This is a genomic window from Mesorhizobium sophorae (assembly GCF_002270415.1).
Taxonomy (GTDB): Bacteria; Pseudomonadota; Alphaproteobacteria; order Rhizobiales; family Rhizobiaceae; genus Mesorhizobium; species Mesorhizobium sophorae.
On record NZ_NNRI01000007.1, the window covers coordinates 481,321 to 497,728 of the forward strand.

Annotated in this window: 14 protein-coding genes; 11 read left to right on the forward strand and 3 right to left on the reverse strand. The window is 63.9% G+C overall.

The window, feature by feature from the left end:
* Positions 1 to 2: 2 nt before the first annotated feature.
* The 9 genes from CGZ66_RS06735 (at position 3) to dhaK (ending at position 8,281) form a co-directional block, all read left to right on the forward strand.
* Positions 3 to 1,115 carry an ABC transporter ATP-binding protein gene (locus CGZ66_RS06735; RefSeq protein ID WP_095082784.1) on the forward strand — a complete coding sequence of 371 codons (1,113 nt, stop codon included), beginning with the start codon at positions 3 to 5 and terminating at the stop codon, positions 1,113 to 1,115.
* Positions 1,108 to 2,121, forward strand: coding sequence for an ABC transporter ATP-binding protein (locus tag CGZ66_RS06740; RefSeq protein WP_095082786.1), 1,014 nt, complete (start codon positions 1,108 to 1,110; stop codon positions 2,119 to 2,121). Before CGZ66_RS06735 ends, CGZ66_RS06740 begins: the two co-directional genes overlap by 8 nt.
* Before the next feature lie 80 nt (positions 2,122 to 2,201).
* The gene (locus CGZ66_RS06745; RefSeq protein ID WP_095082789.1) at positions 2,202 to 3,845 is read left to right on the forward strand and encodes a dihydroxyacetone kinase subunit DhaK; all 1,644 of its coding nucleotides are present in this window, start codon (positions 2,202 to 2,204) and stop codon (positions 3,843 to 3,845) included.
* Between the two features lie 72 nt (positions 3,846 to 3,917).
* Positions 3,918 to 4,520, forward strand: a complete 603-nt coding sequence (dhaL, locus tag CGZ66_RS06750; protein ID WP_095082793.1) for a dihydroxyacetone kinase subunit DhaL — start codon at positions 3,918 to 3,920, stop codon at positions 4,518 to 4,520.
* Complete coding sequence (gene dhaM, locus CGZ66_RS06755) at positions 4,517 to 4,906, forward strand: dihydroxyacetone kinase phosphoryl donor subunit DhaM (protein ID WP_095082795.1); 390 nt, start codon at positions 4,517 to 4,519, stop codon at positions 4,904 to 4,906. The genes dhaL and dhaM overlap by 4 nt, the downstream gene beginning before the upstream one ends.
* A gap of 21 nt (positions 4,907 to 4,927) precedes the next feature.
* Positions 4,928 to 5,230: an HPr family phosphocarrier protein gene (locus CGZ66_RS06760; RefSeq protein WP_095082797.1), complete on the forward strand. Its 303-nt coding sequence runs from the start codon at positions 4,928 to 4,930 to the stop codon at positions 5,228 to 5,230.
* Positions 5,214 to 6,830 (forward strand): phosphoenolpyruvate--protein phosphotransferase, encoded by a 1,617-nt coding sequence (gene ptsP, locus CGZ66_RS06765; RefSeq protein WP_095082799.1) that lies wholly within the window; start codon positions 5,214 to 5,216, stop codon positions 6,828 to 6,830. The genes CGZ66_RS06760 and ptsP overlap by 17 nt, the downstream gene beginning before the upstream one ends.
* On the forward strand, positions 6,827 to 7,249 hold the full coding sequence (locus tag CGZ66_RS06770) for a hypothetical protein (protein WP_095082801.1): 423 nt from the start codon (positions 6,827 to 6,829) through the stop codon (positions 7,247 to 7,249). Before ptsP ends, CGZ66_RS06770 begins: the two co-directional genes overlap by 4 nt.
* 45 nt (positions 7,250 to 7,294) lie before the next feature.
* On the forward strand, positions 7,295 to 8,281 hold the full coding sequence (dhaK, locus tag CGZ66_RS06775; protein ID WP_095082803.1) for a dihydroxyacetone kinase subunit DhaK: 987 nt from the start codon (positions 7,295 to 7,297) through the stop codon (positions 8,279 to 8,281).
* Between the two features lie 300 nt (positions 8,282 to 8,581).
* On the opposite strand, the gene CGZ66_RS06780 is transcribed toward dhaK, so the two are convergent.
* A complete protein-coding gene (locus tag CGZ66_RS06780) occupies positions 8,582 to 9,379 on the reverse strand; it encodes a DUF2259 domain-containing protein (RefSeq protein ID WP_095082805.1) in 798 nt (265 codons plus the stop codon).
* A gap of 114 nt (positions 9,380 to 9,493) precedes the next feature.
* On the opposite strand from CGZ66_RS06780, the gene CGZ66_RS06785 reads away from it, so the two are divergent.
* Both CGZ66_RS06785 and CGZ66_RS06790 read left to right on the forward strand, forming a co-directional pair.
* The gene (locus CGZ66_RS06785) at positions 9,494 to 11,401 is read left to right on the forward strand and encodes a propionyl-CoA synthetase (protein ID WP_095082807.1); all 1,908 of its coding nucleotides are present in this window, start codon (positions 9,494 to 9,496) and stop codon (positions 11,399 to 11,401) included.
* 92 nt (positions 11,402 to 11,493) lie between these two features.
* Positions 11,494 to 12,579 carry an acyltransferase family protein gene (locus CGZ66_RS06790; protein ID WP_095082809.1) on the forward strand — a complete coding sequence of 362 codons (1,086 nt, stop codon included), beginning with the start codon at positions 11,494 to 11,496 and terminating at the stop codon, positions 12,577 to 12,579.
* A gap of 251 nt (positions 12,580 to 12,830) precedes the next feature.
* Here the strand turns inward: CGZ66_RS06790 and CGZ66_RS06795 are convergent, their stop codons facing one another.
* Both CGZ66_RS06795 and CGZ66_RS06800 read right to left on the reverse strand, forming a co-directional pair.
* A complete protein-coding gene (locus CGZ66_RS06795; protein WP_095082811.1) occupies positions 12,831 to 15,224 on the reverse strand; it encodes a polysaccharide biosynthesis tyrosine autokinase in 2,394 nt (797 codons plus the stop codon).
* A 235-nt stretch (positions 15,225 to 15,459) separates the two neighbouring features.
* The gene (locus CGZ66_RS06800) at positions 15,460 to 16,356 is read right to left on the reverse strand and encodes a UTP--glucose-1-phosphate uridylyltransferase (protein WP_095082814.1); all 897 of its coding nucleotides are present in this window, start codon (positions 16,354 to 16,356) and stop codon (positions 15,460 to 15,462) included.
* Positions 16,357 to 16,408 lie beyond the last annotated feature (52 nt).

A 16,408-nucleotide genomic window follows, 5' to 3' on the forward strand; every position in this document is an offset into this window, starting at 1 on the left:
CCATGGCCGAAATTCGCGTTCAGCACCTGAGAAAGGCCTTCGGCGATTTCGTCGCCGTGCAGGACTCCAACTTCGTTGTCGAGGATGGCGAGTTCTTCGTCATGCTCGGACCGTCGGGTTGCGGCAAGACGACGACGCTGCGCATGATCGCAGGGCTCGAACTGCCGACCGGCGGCCAGATCCTGCTTGGCGGCGACGACGTCACCATGCTGCGGGCGCGCGAGCGCGACATCGCCTTCGTCTTCCAGCTGTTCGCGCTCTATCCGCACATGAACGTGCGCAAGAACATCGGCTTCCCGCTGCTGGCGCAAGGCATGCCGTCAGCCGAGATTCGCCAGCGCGTCGAAGAGACGGCCAAGCTTCTGCGTATCGACCATCTGCTCAACAAATCCGTCTCCGGCCTTGCCGGCGGCGACCGCCAGCGGGTGGCGCTCGGCCGCGCCATCGTGCGGCGGCCAAAGTGCTTCCTGATGGACGAGCCGCTGGGGACCCTTGATACCGAGTTTCGCGATTTGATGGTCCACGAGTTGCGCGAACTGCACAACCGCATCCACGCCACCACCGTCTATGTCACGCACGACCAGATGGAAGCGATGTCGATGGCCGACAAGATCGCGGTGATGAACCATGGCGTCATCGAACAATTCGGCACGCCACGTGAGATCTACGACCGGCCGGCGACCATGTTCGTCGCCGACTTCATCGGCTCGCCGCCGATGAATTTCCTGGGCTTCGGCGGTGGACTGGCAAAGGGCGCCAAGGAAATCATCGTCCAGGGTGCGAAGGTCGCGGTGCCGGAAGTGCGCGAGGATATCGCCCCGGCCGACATGGCGCTTGGCATCCGTCCGGAACACATCCGCTTCGACGACAACTCCAAGCTGCGTGGCGCCATCTACGGCACCGAATATCTCGGCACCACGCAGATCGTCGCGGTGGAGACAGCGGACGGCATCATCAAGGCCCGGGTGCCGGCCGAAATCCGGCTCTCGACCGGCGACCATGTCGGCCTGACGCTGAGCAGCGCGCGGCTGTCACTGTTCGAGAAAGGATCGGGCCGCGCGGTGAGAACCGCGATCCACGATGCCGCCTCGGAGCGGAGGGCACAGCATGGCTGACGTGCACATCAAGAATGTGAGCAAGAGTTTTGGCGACCATGTCGCCGTCAACGGGCTCGACCTCTCCATAGCCGATGGCGAGTTCGTCGTGCTGCTCGGGCCGACCGGCGCCGGCAAGACGACGACGCTGCGGCTGATCGCCGGGCTAGAGCGGCCGGATGCCGGCACCATCGAAATCGGCGGCCACAATGCCACGACGCTGTCGCCGGCCGAGCGCGACACCGCCTTCGTGTTCCAGCAATACTCGCTCTATCCGCATTTGTCGGTGTTCGACAACCTTGCCTTCCCGCTGCGTTCGCCGGCACGAAGGATGCCGGAAGAGCAGATTCGCCGCCGGGTCGAGGAAGTGGCGAAGATGGTGCGCATCCACCACAAGCTCGCCAACCGCTCGACCAAGCTGTCGGGCGGCGAAATGCAGCGCGTCGCCATCGGCCGAGCGCTGGTGCGCAAGCCTTCCATCTATCTGATGGACGAGCCGCTGTCGTCGCTCGATGCCAAGTTGCGGGCGGATCTCAGGCTCGAACTGAAACGCATCCAGGCCGAGCTCGGCGCCACCATGCTCTATGTCACGCATGACCAGATCGAGGCTATGACGATGGCCGACCGCATCGGCATCCTTGCCGATGGCGTGCTGGTGCAGATCGGCTCGCCCCGTACGATCTATTCGGAGCCGGCAAACCTGCATGTCGCGGCCAGGCTCGGCCAGCCGGCGATCAATCTTCTGCCAACCGGGCTGCTGCCCGATGGCGGCGCGCCGGCCGGGACCAGGACCATCGGCGCGCGCACCGAACATCTGTCGATCGAGAAGGCCGCGAACGGCCACGCCGACGGCGTCGTCGACTGGGTCGAGCATCTCGGCGACCAGAACCATCTGCATGTGACCGTGGGGACCAGGAAACTGGTGACGCTGACCGATCCCGAAACGGATCTGGGGCAAGGCGACAGGGTGGTGATCCGCTACCGGTCGCCGCTCTATTTTGGTGCCGACGGACAAAGGCTGATGTGAACGGTTTTCGGTGTTTCCCTGCCAAGGGGTCAACACCGGCTTCTGATTGATGACTGCAGACAAGTGACTGGACGAATTCGATGAAGCACTTTTTCAATCGCAGGGAAACGATCGTCACCGAGGCGCTGGACGGCCTCTTGCGGACCATTGGCGCAGGCGACCTCGCGCGGCTCGACGGCTATCCCGAGATCAAGGTCGTCCTGCGCGCCGACTGGGACAAGACCAACGTCAGCGTCGTCTCCGGCGGCGGCGCCGGGCACGAGCCGTCACATGCCGGCTTCGTCGGCAAGGGCATGCTGACGGCGGCGGTTTCGGGCGAGATCTTTGCGTCGCCAAGCGTCGAAGCGGTGCTGGCGGCCATTCGCGCCGTCACCGGCCCGGCCGGCTGCCTGCTGATCGTCAAGAACTATACCGGCGACCGCCTCAATTTCGGTCTGGCGGCCGAGAAGGCGCGCGCCGAAGGCTTTCGCGTCGAGATGGTGATCGTCGCCGACGATATCGCGCTCCCCGACATTGCCCAGCCGCGCGGCGTTGCCGGCACCTTGTTCGTGCACAAGATATCAGGCCATCTGTCGGAAGCCGGCCACGATTTGGCTGATATCGCGGCGGCCGCGCGAGCCGCGGCGAAGGACATCGTGTCGCTCGGCATGTCGCTGTCGTCCTGCTCGATCCCTGGCCAGCCGCACGAAGACAGATTTGGCGAAAACAACGGCGAGCTCGGCCTCGGCATTCATGGTGAGCCCGGCGTCGAGCGGATTGCCGTGCAAAGCGCCGACAGGCTGGTCGCGATCATGGCGGAGCGGCTTGCGGCACGGCTCGATCCTGCGGCCTGCCATGCCTTGCTGATCAACAATCTCGGCTCCGTGCCGCCGCTCGAAATGTCGCTTGTCGCCAATGCGGTGCTTGCTTCGCCGCTGGCCAAGACCATCAAGCTCACGATCGGCCCAGGACCGCTGATGACGGCGCTCAACATGAACGGCTTCTCGCTGTCGCTGATCCGGCTCGACGCCGTGCGCGAGAAAGCCCTGCTGGCGCCGGTTGGTCCGCACGCCTGGATGCCGGCAAAGCCTGTTGTATCGCCCTCGGTCGTGCCCATCGCGAAACCAGCTGCTGAAGGCGCGGCGCGCAAACCCAGCCAGGATGCCCGCACCCGACGGCTTGTCGCCGCCATCTGCGAAAGGCTGATCGCGCTCGAAGGCACTTTGAACGGGCTGGACGCCAAGGCGGGAGACGGCGACACCGGTTCGACGGTGGCGACAGGCGCGCGCAGCGTGCTCGAGCGGCTTGATACGCTGCCACTTGCCGATCCTGCGGCCACCCTTGGCGCGGTGGGCGACATCCTGAGCGCGTCCATGGGCGGCTCCAGCGGGGTGCTGCTGTCGATCTTCTTCACCGCGGCGGCGCAGGCCCTGGATGGCGGCGCTAACGTGGCCAAGGCGCTGCTTGCCGGTCTCGAACGGATGACTTTCTATGGCGGCGCGGAGGTCGGCGACCGCACTATGATCGATGCCCTGGAGCCTGCCCTGAAAGCGCTCGACGCCGGTGGCCTGGAGGAAGCGGCAACAGCGGCTCGACGCGGTGCCGAGGCCACGTCCGCCATGGACAGGGCGAAAGCCGGGCGGTCCGCCTATGTCGGCAGCAAACTGCAGGGCGTGGTCGACCCCGGCGCCTATGCGGTGGCCGAGGCCTTTGCGGCCGCGGCCGCGCTGCTTGCAGCGGCCTGACGCATGCTTCAGTTGTCGAATGAAAATTCTTTCGCTACTGCCGGCAGGGTGGGAACCAGGAATTTGGCTGACATGGCGGCGTTGAACCTTTCCAGGCTGATCGTGGCGGCCGCGGATACGATTGTCGCTCACGCCGAGGAGTTGACAGCGCTGGACCAGGCGATCGGCGACGGCGACCACGGGCTGAACATGAAGCGCGGCTTCGAGGCGGTACGCAGCGAGGCCGAGGCGTTTGCTGCCAAACCGCTGCCCGAGGCGCTCAAGGCGATCGGCACCAAGCTGGTGATGACGGTCGGCGGCGCTTCCGGTCCGCTGTTTGGCACCTTGTTCATGGCGCTCGGCAAGGAGATTTCCGCCGCGCCCGATCGCGCCAATCTGAGCCTGGCTTTCGGCAAGGCGATCGAGGCGGTGGCGGCGCGGGGCAAGTCGCAGGTCGGGCAGAAGACGATGCTCGACGTGCTGCAGCCTGTGCATGAGGCGCTGCTGCGGGGAAAGACGGCGACGGAAATCGCCGATAGCGCCGACGCCGCCGCCGAAGCGACCGTACCGATGAAGGCCTTGCGTGGGCGCGCCTCGTTCCTCGGCGACCGCTCGATCGGCCATATGGATGCCGGCGCGCGTTCGACCGCGCTTCTGGTGCGGACAGTGGCCGAAACCGTCGGGGAAAGCGCATGAGCAATGTCGGCATCGTCATCGTTTCGCATTCGCCGCTCGTCGCCGAGGGCACGGCCGACATGGTGCGGCAGATGGTGGGCGACGAAGTGCCGCTTGCATGGTGCGGCGGAAACGGCCATGGCGGGCTCGGCACCAATGTCGAGGCGATCATGAACGCCATCGACAGGGCCTGGTCGGAAGCCGGCGTCGCCATCCTGGTCGATCTCGGCGGCGCCGAGACCAACAGCGAAATGGCGGTGGAGATGATCGGCGAGCCGCGTGCGCAGAAGATCATCGTCTGCAACGCGCCGATCGTCGAAGGCGCGGTGATGGCGGCGACCGAGGCGTCCGGCGGCGCCTCGCTACGCGAAGTGGTGGCGACGGCGCACGAATTGTCGCCGTCGTGAACGAACGGGAACTTTAAAGACATGTCCGCAGCCGCCGAAGCGACCGTCCTGATCACCCACGAGGTGGGTCTGCATGCGCGTCCTTCGGTGAAGTTCACCAAGCTGGCCAAGACCTTCGCCGCCGAGGTGGAAATAGCGCTGGCCGCCAACGGGCCATGGTTCGACGCCAAGAGCATCGTCAAGGTGATGGCCACCAAGGCGCCGAAGGGCACGGTGCTGCACATCCGCGCCAGCGGCGATGGCGCCGATGATGCCGTCGACGCGCTGGTCGAACTGGTGCGGCGCGATTTCGACGAAGGCGCGGACCATGTCCGAACCGCTTAGGCTGCAAGGCATTTCGGCCTCGGCCGGTTATGCCGAGGGACCGCTGTTCGACCTCGACCAGATTGCAATTGCCTACGCCTGCAAGGAAAATGCTGCCGACGAGAAGGCTGCGCTCGAGACCGCAATCGACGTTGCGACGGGCCGTCTCGCCGCATTGATCAAAATCGCCGACGGTGACGCCGCCGACATCCTCGAATTTCAGATCGCCATGCTGGAGGACGACGCGTTGAGCGGCCCGGCTTTTGCTGCGATTGCCTCTGGACACCCCGCCGATGCGGCATGGCGACAGGCGCTGGATGTGGAAATCGCCGGCTACGAGACCTCGGATCAAGACTATTTCCGCGCCCGTGCGGCCGACATACGCGACATCAGGGACCAGGTGCTGCGGGCGCTGACCGAGGATGGCGGGGTTCAAGCACCATCCGGCGCCATCCTCTACGGCGAGGACATCGCGCCGACGCGTTTTCTCGAAACCGACTGGAGTGGCGGTGGCGGCATCGCGCTGAAGGCGGGCAGCACGGCGAGCCATGTCGCCATGCTGGCGCGCTCGCGCGGCGTACCCATGGTTGTTGGGCTTGGGGTGGTGGGGCTTGGCAACGCGCCCGCCAATCTTGCCGGCATAGCACTGCTCGATGCCGAACATGGCGGCATCGTGCTGTCGCCTTCCAAGGCCGAGATCGACGCCTTTCGCCAATCGTCGTCGTTGTTCTCGGCGCGCCGCGACCGGGCCGGGATTTTTCTGGCGCGGCCGGCGGTGACCAGGACCGGGATAGCGGTGCGGGTGCAGGTCAACATCGCCGACCCGTCCGACGTCGACGGCATCGACATCGCCACCTGCGACGGTGTCGGCCTGATGCGCACCGAATTCCTGTTCGGAAAGACGTTGCCCGATGAGGAAACGCAGTATCGCGCCTATCGAAAGGTGCTGGAATGGGCCGGCGACAAGCCGGTGACGATCCGCACCGTCGATGCCGGCGGCGACAAGCCAGTGCCCGGCTTCACCGTCGAGGAAGGCAATCCATTCCTCGGCCTGCGCGGCATCAGGCTGTCGCTGGCGCGGCCGGAAGTGTTTCGTGTACAAATCCGGGCACTGCTGCGCGCCGCCGTGCACGGCAGTCTGAAAGTGATGTTCCCGATGATCGCCATTGTGGAGGAATACAGACAGGCAGCGGCGATGTTCGCCGAAGAGCAGGCAGCGCTTGCCGCGCGCGGCATCGCGCAACAGATGCCGCCGCTCGGCATCATGGTCGAGGTGCCTTCGGTGGCGATCGTGCCCGAGGCCTTTGCCGAGGCCGCCTTCTTCTCAATCGGCTCCAACGACCTGACCCAATATGTCATGGCGGCTGCCCGCGACAACGCTCTGGTGGCGCACCTCAATTCGGTCCGCCATCCAGCCGTGCTGCGGCTGATCGCTGCGGTGACCGCGTTTGGCCTGCGCGAAGAAATCCCGGTCAGCCTGTGCGGCGACGCCGGCGGTGACCCGGCCGCGATCCCGTCGCTGCTCGAGGCCGGCCTGCGCGATCTGTCCGTCGCTCCGGCGCAACTCGCCATGGCCAAGGCGGCGATCGCGGATGTTACGATCGAGGCGCAGCCGGCATGATCGACAAAATGCCTGAAGCCGGTTCCGAAGAGGCAATCCGCGCCTATAAGACGATCCTGTCGCATGTCATCGACCAGCGACCGTCCGGCATGCGCCAGCGGCTTGCCGATGCGCTTGGCAAGCACCGCAGCTTCGTCACGCAGATTTCCAGCCCGGCCTATTCGATCCCGATACCGTCAAAGCATTTGCCTTCGATCTTTTCCGTCTGCCATTTCAGCCCCGCGGAGCGCGATCAGTTTCTTGCCGCCTACCATCAGGCGCATCCGGGGAAAATGTCTGTGGCGGCAGGCATGCGCAAGACACGGCATGTTTCACTCATCGTGCCCGATTTCGGCGACGACAAGCAGAACGCAGCGCTCGATCGGGCAGTGAATGATTTTATCCAGAAGATCACCAGCATCACCGGCAAGGGTGGCTGATCCGTCAGAGCGGTTCAACAAGGCCCATTTCGGGAGGAGACGGCCGTGAAGAAATTTATGAATTCGGTGGACACGGTGCTGACCGAAAGCCTCGACGGCTTCGTTGCCGCCCATGCCGACATCCTGGTGCTTGGCGAGGAACATAAATTCGTCCGCCGCAAGACCTTGCAGCCTGGCAAGGTGGCGCTGATCTCCGGCGGCGGCTCCGGCCACGAGCCGCTGCATGGCGGCTTTGTCGGCCACGGCATGCTTGACGCCGCCTGCCCCGGCCAGGTGTTCACCTCACCGACGCCGGACCAGATGCTGGCGGCGGCGGAGGCCGTCGACACCGGCGCCGGCTGCCTGTTCATCGTCAAGAACTATGAGGGCGACGTGATGAACTTCGAGATGGCGGCTGAAATGTCGGGAGGCGTCGTGCAAATCGTCACCAATGACGATGTCGCCGTCGAGAATTCGTCCTACACGACCGGCCGGCGCGGCGTCGCTGGCACGCTGGTGGTGGAAAAGATCGTCGGCGCGGCGGCCGAGCATGGCCTGGCGCTGGCGCCGCTGAAGGCGCTGGGCGAACGCGTCAACGCTGCTACCCGCTCGATGGGCGTGGCGCTGACCAGTTGCACCGTGCCGGCCGCCGGCAAGCCGACTTTCGACATCGGCGACGGCGAGATGGAGTTCGGCGTCGGCATCCATGGCGAGCCCGGACGGCGACGAGACACATTGAAAAGCGCCGATGCGATTGCCGAGGAAATTTGTGCCGCGATCCTTGGCGATCTCGGCGACGGAGCCAAGGGCCCGGCGCTGCTGTTCGTCAACGGTTTTGGCGGCACGCCGCTGATGGAACTCTACCTCATGTACAACAGCGCGCGGCGGATTTTCGAGAAGCATGGCGTGACGGTGACCCGTTCGCTGGTCGGCTCCTATGTCACCTCCCTGGACATGGCCGGCTGCTCGATCACGTTGACGATGCTCGACGCGGAAACGACTGCGTTCTGGGATGCGCCGGTGCACACCGCTGCGCTGCGCTGGGGCATGTAATCTTCTGCGAAGCCCGCGGCAGGAACACGCCCGCCGCCGGCTTCCAGCAGGTATCGTCCCAGAAATAGTCTTCTTCGCGATGCGGGAGCGCCCGACCCGTCCGGGCCAGACTGTTGCTTTTCTTCCCCTAAGTAAGGTAAAGACTCCTCGGGCCTTCGGGAGATAGCGTATGCGTTACAATTGGGAGCGGGCTCCGACGAGCTTCGAACGTCACAGAAAAGCCCTGGCGACAGCCATTTTGATCTTCGGTGGCATCGGCCTCATGCTTGTGGCTTTGCCGATCTAGGGCAATCGACTTTGTCAGCGCGGTTGGCCGGTCACCGCAATGAAGCGGCGGTCGCGGCCCTCGAAGCCCTGGCTGAAGCGCTGCACCAGCACCACAATGACGGTGGGCTTGCCTGCCGGGGTGAATTCGTAGGATTCCGACAGGCTGTAGGAGGTCGGGCAATTTCTCGAGCCCGGCACGGTCTTGTCCTCGTGCAAGACCTTGAACGGCTTGCCGTCCTGCCCTTGCAGCGTCAGCTGGAAGCCGAGCGCCTTGCCCGATATGTCGCCTTGCTGTGTGGCGTCGAAACTCGCTGAACAGTCTGTGGTGCTGCTGGCCAGGATCTGGTCGAGCTGGATGGTCGAAATGTCGAGTTGGTCATAGAGCGGCGAAAGCCATTTCTGCGACACCTGCTCGAGGCGGGAAATGTCGTTGTAGGCAACCATCTCATCGGGAAAGGTGAACTTGTCGGAAGCCGTCTGCTCGCCGCGCGATGCGACGGCGTATTTGGCAAGGATGGGCGCCGCCTTGGCGGCGGCCTGTGCCCTTGCCTGCTCGAGGGTCAGTGTCGCCTCCTCGGACTCGTCGACGACGAGGATCGGCTTGCCGCCAACGAAGGCGTCGGTACGGGTGTCGATGATGTCGATCTGCGAATAGCCGGAGTTGGAGGCGCCGGCGTCGAGCGTTCCGTATTGCTCGAAGGCGAAATAGTTGCCGTCGGGCGAAAAACCGATGATGCGCCGTGCCGCCGCATCGCCAGCCCAGGCGGCGGACGCGGCCGTCAATGACAGTGCCGCCAGCACGGCCGCCCCAATCCGATATCGCAATTTCATCGCAGCTTGCCCCCAAGCGCCAGATCGATGCCGGCCGCACAATGGCGCACATTTGCGGCCAAGGTTAGAGCGCGCTATTTGGTGGGAAGAAAAACATTCCTGGGGAGGTGTCGGATGGCTTCACGCTATCACGAGGTCTATGACGGCTGGAAACGCGATCCGGAAAAGTTCTGGGCGGAGGCGGCCGATGCCATCGACTGGTATTCGCCCTATGACAAGGTGTTCGATGCCACGGCCGGCGTCTACGGCCGCTGGTTTACCGGCGCGACCTGCAACACCTGCTACAATGCCGTCGACCGCCACGTCGCGGGCGGACGCGCCGAGCAGATCGCGCTGATCCATGACAGCGCCATCACCGGAACGATCAAGAAATTCACCTATGCCGAACTGAAGCGCGAGGTGGTCGCGCTGACCTCGGTGCTGAAGAACCGCGGCATCGGCAAGGGCGACCGCGTCATCATCTACATGCCGATGGTGCCGGAGGCTGCCTTCGCCATGCTGGCCTGCGCCCGCATTGGCGCCGTGCATTCGGTCGTCTTCGGCGGCTTTGCCTCGCATGAGCTTGCCACCCGCATCGACGACGCCAAGCCGAAGGTGATCATCTCGGCCTCCTGCGGGCTGGAGCCGGGCCGCGTCGTTGCCTACAAGCCGCTGCTCGACAGAGCGATCGAGATTTCCCGCCACAAGCCGGACGGCTGCCTGATCCTGCAGCGCGACCAGTTGCCTTGCGAATTGAAGGAGCATTTCGACATCGACTATGCCGATGCCGTCGCCCGCGAACGGGCAGCCGGCGCCAATGTCGACTGCGTTCCGGTGCTTGCGACCGACCCGCTCTACATCATCTACACATCGGGCACGACCGGTCAGCCCAAGGGCATCGTGCGCGACAATGGCGGCCACATGGTCGCGCTGAAATGGACGATGGAAAACGAGTTCGGCGTCAAGCCGGGCGAGGTGTTCTGGGCAGCGTCGGACGTCGGCTGGGTGGTCGGCCATTCCTATATCGTCTATGGGCCGCTGCTGCATGGCTGCACCAGCGTGCTGTTCGAAGGCAAGCCGATCGGTACGCCCGATGCCGGCACTTACTGGCGGGTGATATCGGAGCATGGCGTCGTCGCGCTGTTCACCGCGCCGACCGCGTTTCGGGCCATCAAGGGACAGGATCCGAAGGGCGAGTTCATTCCGAAATACGACCTGTCGAATTTCCGCACGCTGTTCCTTGCTGGCGAGCGCGCCGACCCCGAAACCATCAAATGGGCGGAGCAGAAGCTCAACGTGCCGGTGGTCGACCATTGGTGGCAGACCGAGACCGGCTCGCCGATGACCATCAACCCCGCCGGCCTCGGCCTCCTGCCGGTGAAGTATGGCTCGCCCGGCGTGCCGATGCCCGGCTACGACATTCGTGTGCTTGACGATGCCGGCCACGAAGTGCCGCGCGGCACGCTGGGCAATGTGGTGGTCAAGCTGCCGCTGCCGGCCGGCTGTCTGCCGACGCTATGGAATGCCGATGCGCGGTTCCGCCAGGCCTATCTCGACGAGTTCCCCGGCTTCTACAAGACGGCGGATGCCGGCATGGTCGACGAGGATGGCTATCTCTATGTCATGGCCCGCACCGACGACATCATCAATGTCGCCGGCCACCGGTTGTCGACCGGCGCCATGGAGGAAGTGCTTTCCGCCCATCCCGATGTTGCCGAATGCGCCGTCATCGGCATCGCCGATACCATGAAGGGTCAGGTACCGCTTGGCTTCGTGGTGCTGAATGCAGGCGTTTCGCGCGAAACCGGCGCCATCGAAAGCGAAGTGGTCGGCCTGGTGCGCGAACGCATCGGCCCGGTCGCCGCCTTCAAGACGGTGGTGACGATCAAGCGGCTGCCCAAGACACGTTCGGGCAAGATCCTGCGCGGCACCATGCAGAAGATCGCCGACAAGGAAGAATGGACGATGCCGGCAACCATCGACGATCCGCTGATCCTCGATGAGATAACCGTCGCCTTGAGGGAGCGAGGGATCGTGGTTTAGGAAAATCGGCGGGGTCGGCGCCGCAATCTTTTGTTGTGCAATGCAGCAATCCACCTTACACCCCTGATCGGGGGGCCATCCGGCGAGGCGGTATGGCTCAGCAGAAGAAAATCACATTTGGCGGCGTCGACATCCTGCGGTTCCTCGCCGCCGTCATGGTCATGGTCTATCACTACGGCTTCTGGGTGTGGGCGTTTCCGGACGGCGTTTCGGCACGCGCCACGGGCGGCATTCCAGCGCAGCCGGCGATAGGCGCCTGGGTCGAATCCGGCTGGGTCGGCGTCCAGATCTTCTTCGTCATCAGCGGCTTCGTCATCGCCTTCAGCGCCGAGAGATCGACGCCGCTGCGGTTTTTCGAAGCAAGGGTGAAACGACTGGCGCCGGCGGTCTGGATCTGCGCACCGGTCACCGCGGTCGTGCTTTTGATCGTCGGCCTGAGCTGGCCAACCGATGCCGTCGACAGGCTGGTTCGCACCGGCCTGTTCGTTCCCTACGCACCCTGGGTGGACAGCGTCTACTGGACGCTCGGCATCGAGATCGCCTTCTATGCCATAGTCTGGACCTTGCTGCGGCTTGGCCGCTTCCATCAGATGGAATGGGTGGCGATTGCCATCGGCATGGTCAGCACGCTTTTCTGGTGCCTCTATTACCCGCTCGGCTGGGCCGACCTTGCCGAGACACGCACGCTCGACCTTTTGCTGGTGCATCACGGCGTTTTCTTCGCGACCGGCGTCATGTTGTGGCTGATGCGCTTCAAGGCGGTGACGACGGCTCGCCTTGCCTTCTGCGCCCTGTTCCTGGGCGGCGGCGTGCTGCAGATCGCCAGTTCGGTCGACGTTCACATCCTGAAGGTCGGGCGAGAGATGCCGTTCGCGCCGCCGATCCTGATCTTCCTCGGTGGGGTCGCACTGATGGCATGGTCGCTTCGGCTCGACCTCTCCTGGAGCGGCTGGCGCCGGATCGGCCTGATGACCTATCCGCTCTACCTCCTCCATGACGTCGTCGGCGCGGCTCTGCTCGGCGTCCTGGTCCGCGCGGGTCTGCCGCATCTCTTCTCGATGGTGATCGTCGGCGCGACGATGATCGCGGCAAGCTGGCTGGTGGCGACCGAGGCCGAACCACGCATCCGGCTGCTGCTCGACCACACCGTTTTTCGCTATCGGCTCAAGGCGGCGTAGTCGCGACTGTTCATCCGCGGGTCTCCGAGGCCCGGCTCGGCACTGCGGCTTTCCAGAGCGGACGGCCGACTGCCACAGGAATCGCCGGACCCGCGAAGAGGGTTGACCCATGTGCCTCTGGAGGCTGACCTGCTCCTAATGCATCACCCAAAGCGCGCGGCGTTCGGGGCATGCATAAAGCAAAGATTCAGGGCGCGTCGACCGACCCTGTTTCAACGCAATGCGCTTTAAGAGGGCCTACTCGAACAACGTCAGACCGTTGCCTTTGCCTTGCTGCGCACTTCCGACTTTTCCAGATAGTAGGTCGAGTATTTGTCGAAGAATTTCTCGGAGCCGCCGAACGATCCGTATTTGGCCAGCTTCTTCAGATCGACCTTGTTCAGCACCGCCCCGATGATCTTGTTGGCAACATAGGGTTCGGATTCGAGCATCGACCTCACCATCGCGCGGGGCGTGCGCCCCCATTCGGTGACGAGCACAAACCCGTCGACCAGCGGCGCGAATGCCTTGGCATCGACCACCGGTCCGAGCGGCGGCAGATCGACGACGATGTATTCGAAGGTCTCCTTGGCGTTATCGATGAAGCGCCGCATCCCGGCCGAGGAGAGAAGTTCGCTGGTGTGCGAGAAGTGACCGCGCGACACGGCCGGGATGATGGCCAGCTTCGTCTGCCGGTCGATCTTGCCAACGGACTGCCAGGCCTGGCCGTTGACCACGGCTTCCATCAACCCTTGCTCGGCTTCCATGCCGAGACCACGGCTGAGGCCGGGGTTGCGCAGGTCGCCGTCGATGAGCAGCGTCTTGGCGCCGTTGGCGGCAAGCAATCCGGCGAGATTTGCCGCGACCGTCGACTTACCCTCGCCGGGAAGCACCGAGACGATGCCGATAACGCGGCTGCCTTGCCCTTCCATCACGACGTCGAAGGCGATCTTGGCGCTGCGCAGCGTTTCGGAGAACATCGACGCAGGCGAATCGATGCTCACCCGCATGCGCGCCCGCCTTTCGGCGGACGACAGCGATCTGGCGGTCTTGTCATCCACCTGGGTATCGCCCGGCTTTTCTTCCTTGCTCAGCTTGCCGCCGATCGTCGGCAGATAGCCGAGGAATTTCAGCCCGACACGGTCGCGCACTTCCTCGCCGGTCCTGAAGAAACGTTCGTTGAACTCATTCAGGCCGCCGAAACCGGCACCCATCAGCGTGCCAAGCACCAGCGAAAGCCCAATCACGATGATCGTGCGTGGGCTTGACGCGGAGAGCGGCATCGAGGCGTCGGAGATGATGCGGATCTTGCCGACCGGGAAGGATTGCTGCTGCGCGGCCTCCTCGTAGCGGCCGAGGAATGTCTGATAGAGCGTGGTGAGCGCCGTCGCCTGCTGATCGAGTTCACGCAGCTTGACTTGTGTCTGGTTGTCGACGGAACTCTTGCCTTGCGCGGCCGCGACATTGGCCCTGAGCGCGGTCTCGCGCGCCAGCGCCACTTCATATTCGTTGCGATAGCTTTCGGTCAGCTGCTTCAGTTCGCCGAAGATCTGCGTCGATATGTCGGCCTTCTCCTTGGCAAGTGCCAACGCCTGCGGATGCTGGGCGCCGAAATTCGCCTCGACGTCCTGCAGCCGCTTGGAGACTGTGAGGTAGCGGGTCTTGAGCGCCGCGATGACCGAGCTGCTCGGCTGGTCGCTTGATATGGCGGCATCCTTGAAAGCGTTGTCGGAGCCGCTGTCGACAATCGCCTTGTATTGCTGGTAACGGGCACTGGCGCGTGCGGTGTCGGCCTGCGCGACGATGAGCTGGGCGTTGAGATCGGACAGTTGCTTGTCGCTCATCAACTGGCCATCGCTGTTGGCGGCCAGGCCATGTTCGGCCCTGAATTTCTCGACCGCGAGCGATGCCGCCTGCGAGCTCTCGCGCAATTCCGTCAACCGGCCCTGCAGCCAGACCGCTGCCCGCTCGGTGGCGTCGAAGCTGGCATCGAGCTGATCGGCGAGATAGGCGTCGGCATAGGCTTTGGTGATCGCATGGGCGAGCGCCGGATCCGTCGACTGATAGCCGAGGGCGATGACGTAGCTTCGCCCCGTGCGCTCCGCCCGCACCTCGCTCTGCAGCTTGAGGATCGCGTAGTCGCGACGGGACGTGGCGATCAGCGCATCGCGGGCGGCGGGGTCGAGCTTGCTGATGTCACCGACGCCCGGCATGACGGGGCTCGGGCGAACATACTGGATCAGGCCCCGGATCAGACCGACGCCCCTTGCCAGAGCCGATACGGGCGGATTCAGGAAGGCATCGTTCTGGTCGAGCTTCAGCTTGTCGACGACCACGGCGGCAAGCCGCGTCGAGGTCAGGATCTCGATCTGGCTCAGGATGGCGGAATCGGTCTGCATGGTTGTCGACGCCGCCGAAATGTCATCGACGATCTTGTTCAAGCCCTCGTCGATCAGCACGCTTGAGACCGACTGATATTGGGGCGGCGTGGTCTGCAGATAGAGCAGGCCTAGAAAGAGACCGATGACGGCGCACACGGCAACCACCTTGGCTTGCCGTGCGGCCATGCCAAGCAGCCGCTCGATGTCGATGAAGTCTTCGCCGTCTCCTGCGTCCGAATTCGGCAATGGCATCCTCTTGTCGAGAGGAAAGTTGGCATAATTCATCTTCGGTCCAATTCCAGAGCCTGTTCCATCCCGACGATCGGGATGGGGATCCATCTCAGCGTTTGAGCATGATCTTTTCCGAAAACCGGTGGTCATCTTTCGGGATCATGCCGTGGCTTGCACAGCCGCGAAGATCGGGAGCATTGCGCAACAAAACGCAAACTTCGTGCCAGGCGGCGCGGGAGCTATCGCCCCGCGTCGCCAGCCATCTGTAAATGCTCCCGAAACATGGGCATTATGCGGCTTCTTCCTGGCGTTCATGCGACCGGACGAACTCCTGAAGCATCTCGAAAATCGGGCCCTTCATGTCGTCGCGCGCTAGCGCGAAGGCTATGTTGGCCTGGATGAACCCTTCCTTCGAACCGCAGTCGAACATGCGGCCCTTGAAAGGTTGGGCGAAGAACGCCTGGTCCCGCGACAGCCGGACCATGGCATCCGTCAACTGGATCTCGTTGCCGGCGCCGCGCTGTTGATTGCCCAGAAGCGCGAAAATCTCGGGCTGCAGGATGTAGCGGCCGTTGATGTAGAAGTTCGACGGCGCGTTGGCAGGCGCGGGCTTTTCGACCATGGCCGTCACCTCGAAACCGCCGCCGATATCGGCGCCACGGCCGACGATGCCGTATTTGTTGGTCTCGGTCGGATCGCAGCGCTCGACGGCGATGACGTTGCCGCCGGTTTCAGCATAGAGATCGACGATCTCGGCCAGGCATCCGCGGCCACCGAACGACACCATGTCCGGCAGCAGCAGGGCGAAGGGCTCGTTGCCGATGACTTCGCGCGCGCACCAGACGGCATGGCCGAGGCCTTGCGGCGACTGCTGGCGGATGAAGGAGGTGGCGCCGGCCACCGGCAGCATGCTTTCGAGCGCCTCCAGCTGGGTCTTCTTGCCGGTCTGCTCCAGGGTTCCGATCAATTCCGGATGCAGGTCGAAATAGTCCTCGATCACCGCCTTGTTGCGGCCGGTGACGAACACAATGTGCTCGATGCCCGCCTCGAAGGCCTCGTCCACCGCATATTGCACGACAGGCCTGTCGACGACGGGGAGCATTTCCTTCGGCATCGACTTGGTCGCCGGCAGGAACCTTGTTCCAAGTCCTGCCACCGGTATCACGGCCTTCCTGATTTTCTTCATCGCAAATTCCTTCTGAGGAGATCGACTTCAGTCCATTCACAAGCCACGAAAA

Coding starts and splice junctions, on each gene's coding strand:
- CGZ66_RS06735 (WP_095082784.1), top strand. CDS start 3: ATGGCCGAAATTCGCGTTCAGCACCTGAGAAAGGCCTTCGGCGATTTC.
- CGZ66_RS06740 (WP_095082786.1), top strand. CDS start 1,108: ATGGCTGACGTGCACATCAAGAATGTGAGCAAGAGTTTTGGCGACCAT.
- CGZ66_RS06745 (WP_095082789.1), top strand. CDS start 2,202: ATGAAGCACTTTTTCAATCGCAGGGAAACGATCGTCACCGAGGCGCTG.
- dhaL (WP_095082793.1), top strand. CDS start 3,918: ATGGCGGCGTTGAACCTTTCCAGGCTGATCGTGGCGGCCGCGGATACG.
- dhaM (WP_095082795.1), top strand. CDS start 4,517: ATGAGCAATGTCGGCATCGTCATCGTTTCGCATTCGCCGCTCGTCGCC.
- CGZ66_RS06760 (WP_095082797.1), top strand. CDS start 4,928: ATGTCCGCAGCCGCCGAAGCGACCGTCCTGATCACCCACGAGGTGGGT.
- ptsP (WP_095082799.1), top strand. CDS start 5,214: ATGTCCGAACCGCTTAGGCTGCAAGGCATTTCGGCCTCGGCCGGTTAT.
- CGZ66_RS06770 (WP_095082801.1), top strand. CDS start 6,827: ATGATCGACAAAATGCCTGAAGCCGGTTCCGAAGAGGCAATCCGCGCC.
- CGZ66_RS06780 (WP_095082805.1), bottom strand. CDS start 9,379: ATGAAATTGCGATATCGGATTGGGGCGGCCGTGCTGGCGGCACTGTCA.
- CGZ66_RS06785 (WP_095082807.1), top strand. CDS start 9,494: ATGGCTTCACGCTATCACGAGGTCTATGACGGCTGGAAACGCGATCCG.
- CGZ66_RS06790 (WP_095082809.1), top strand. CDS start 11,494: ATGGCTCAGCAGAAGAAAATCACATTTGGCGGCGTCGACATCCTGCGG.
- CGZ66_RS06795 (WP_095082811.1), bottom strand. CDS start 15,224: ATGAATTATGCCAACTTTCCTCTCGACAAGAGGATGCCATTGCCGAAT.
- CGZ66_RS06800 (WP_095082814.1), bottom strand. CDS start 16,356: ATGAAGAAAATCAGGAAGGCCGTGATACCGGTGGCAGGACTTGGAACA.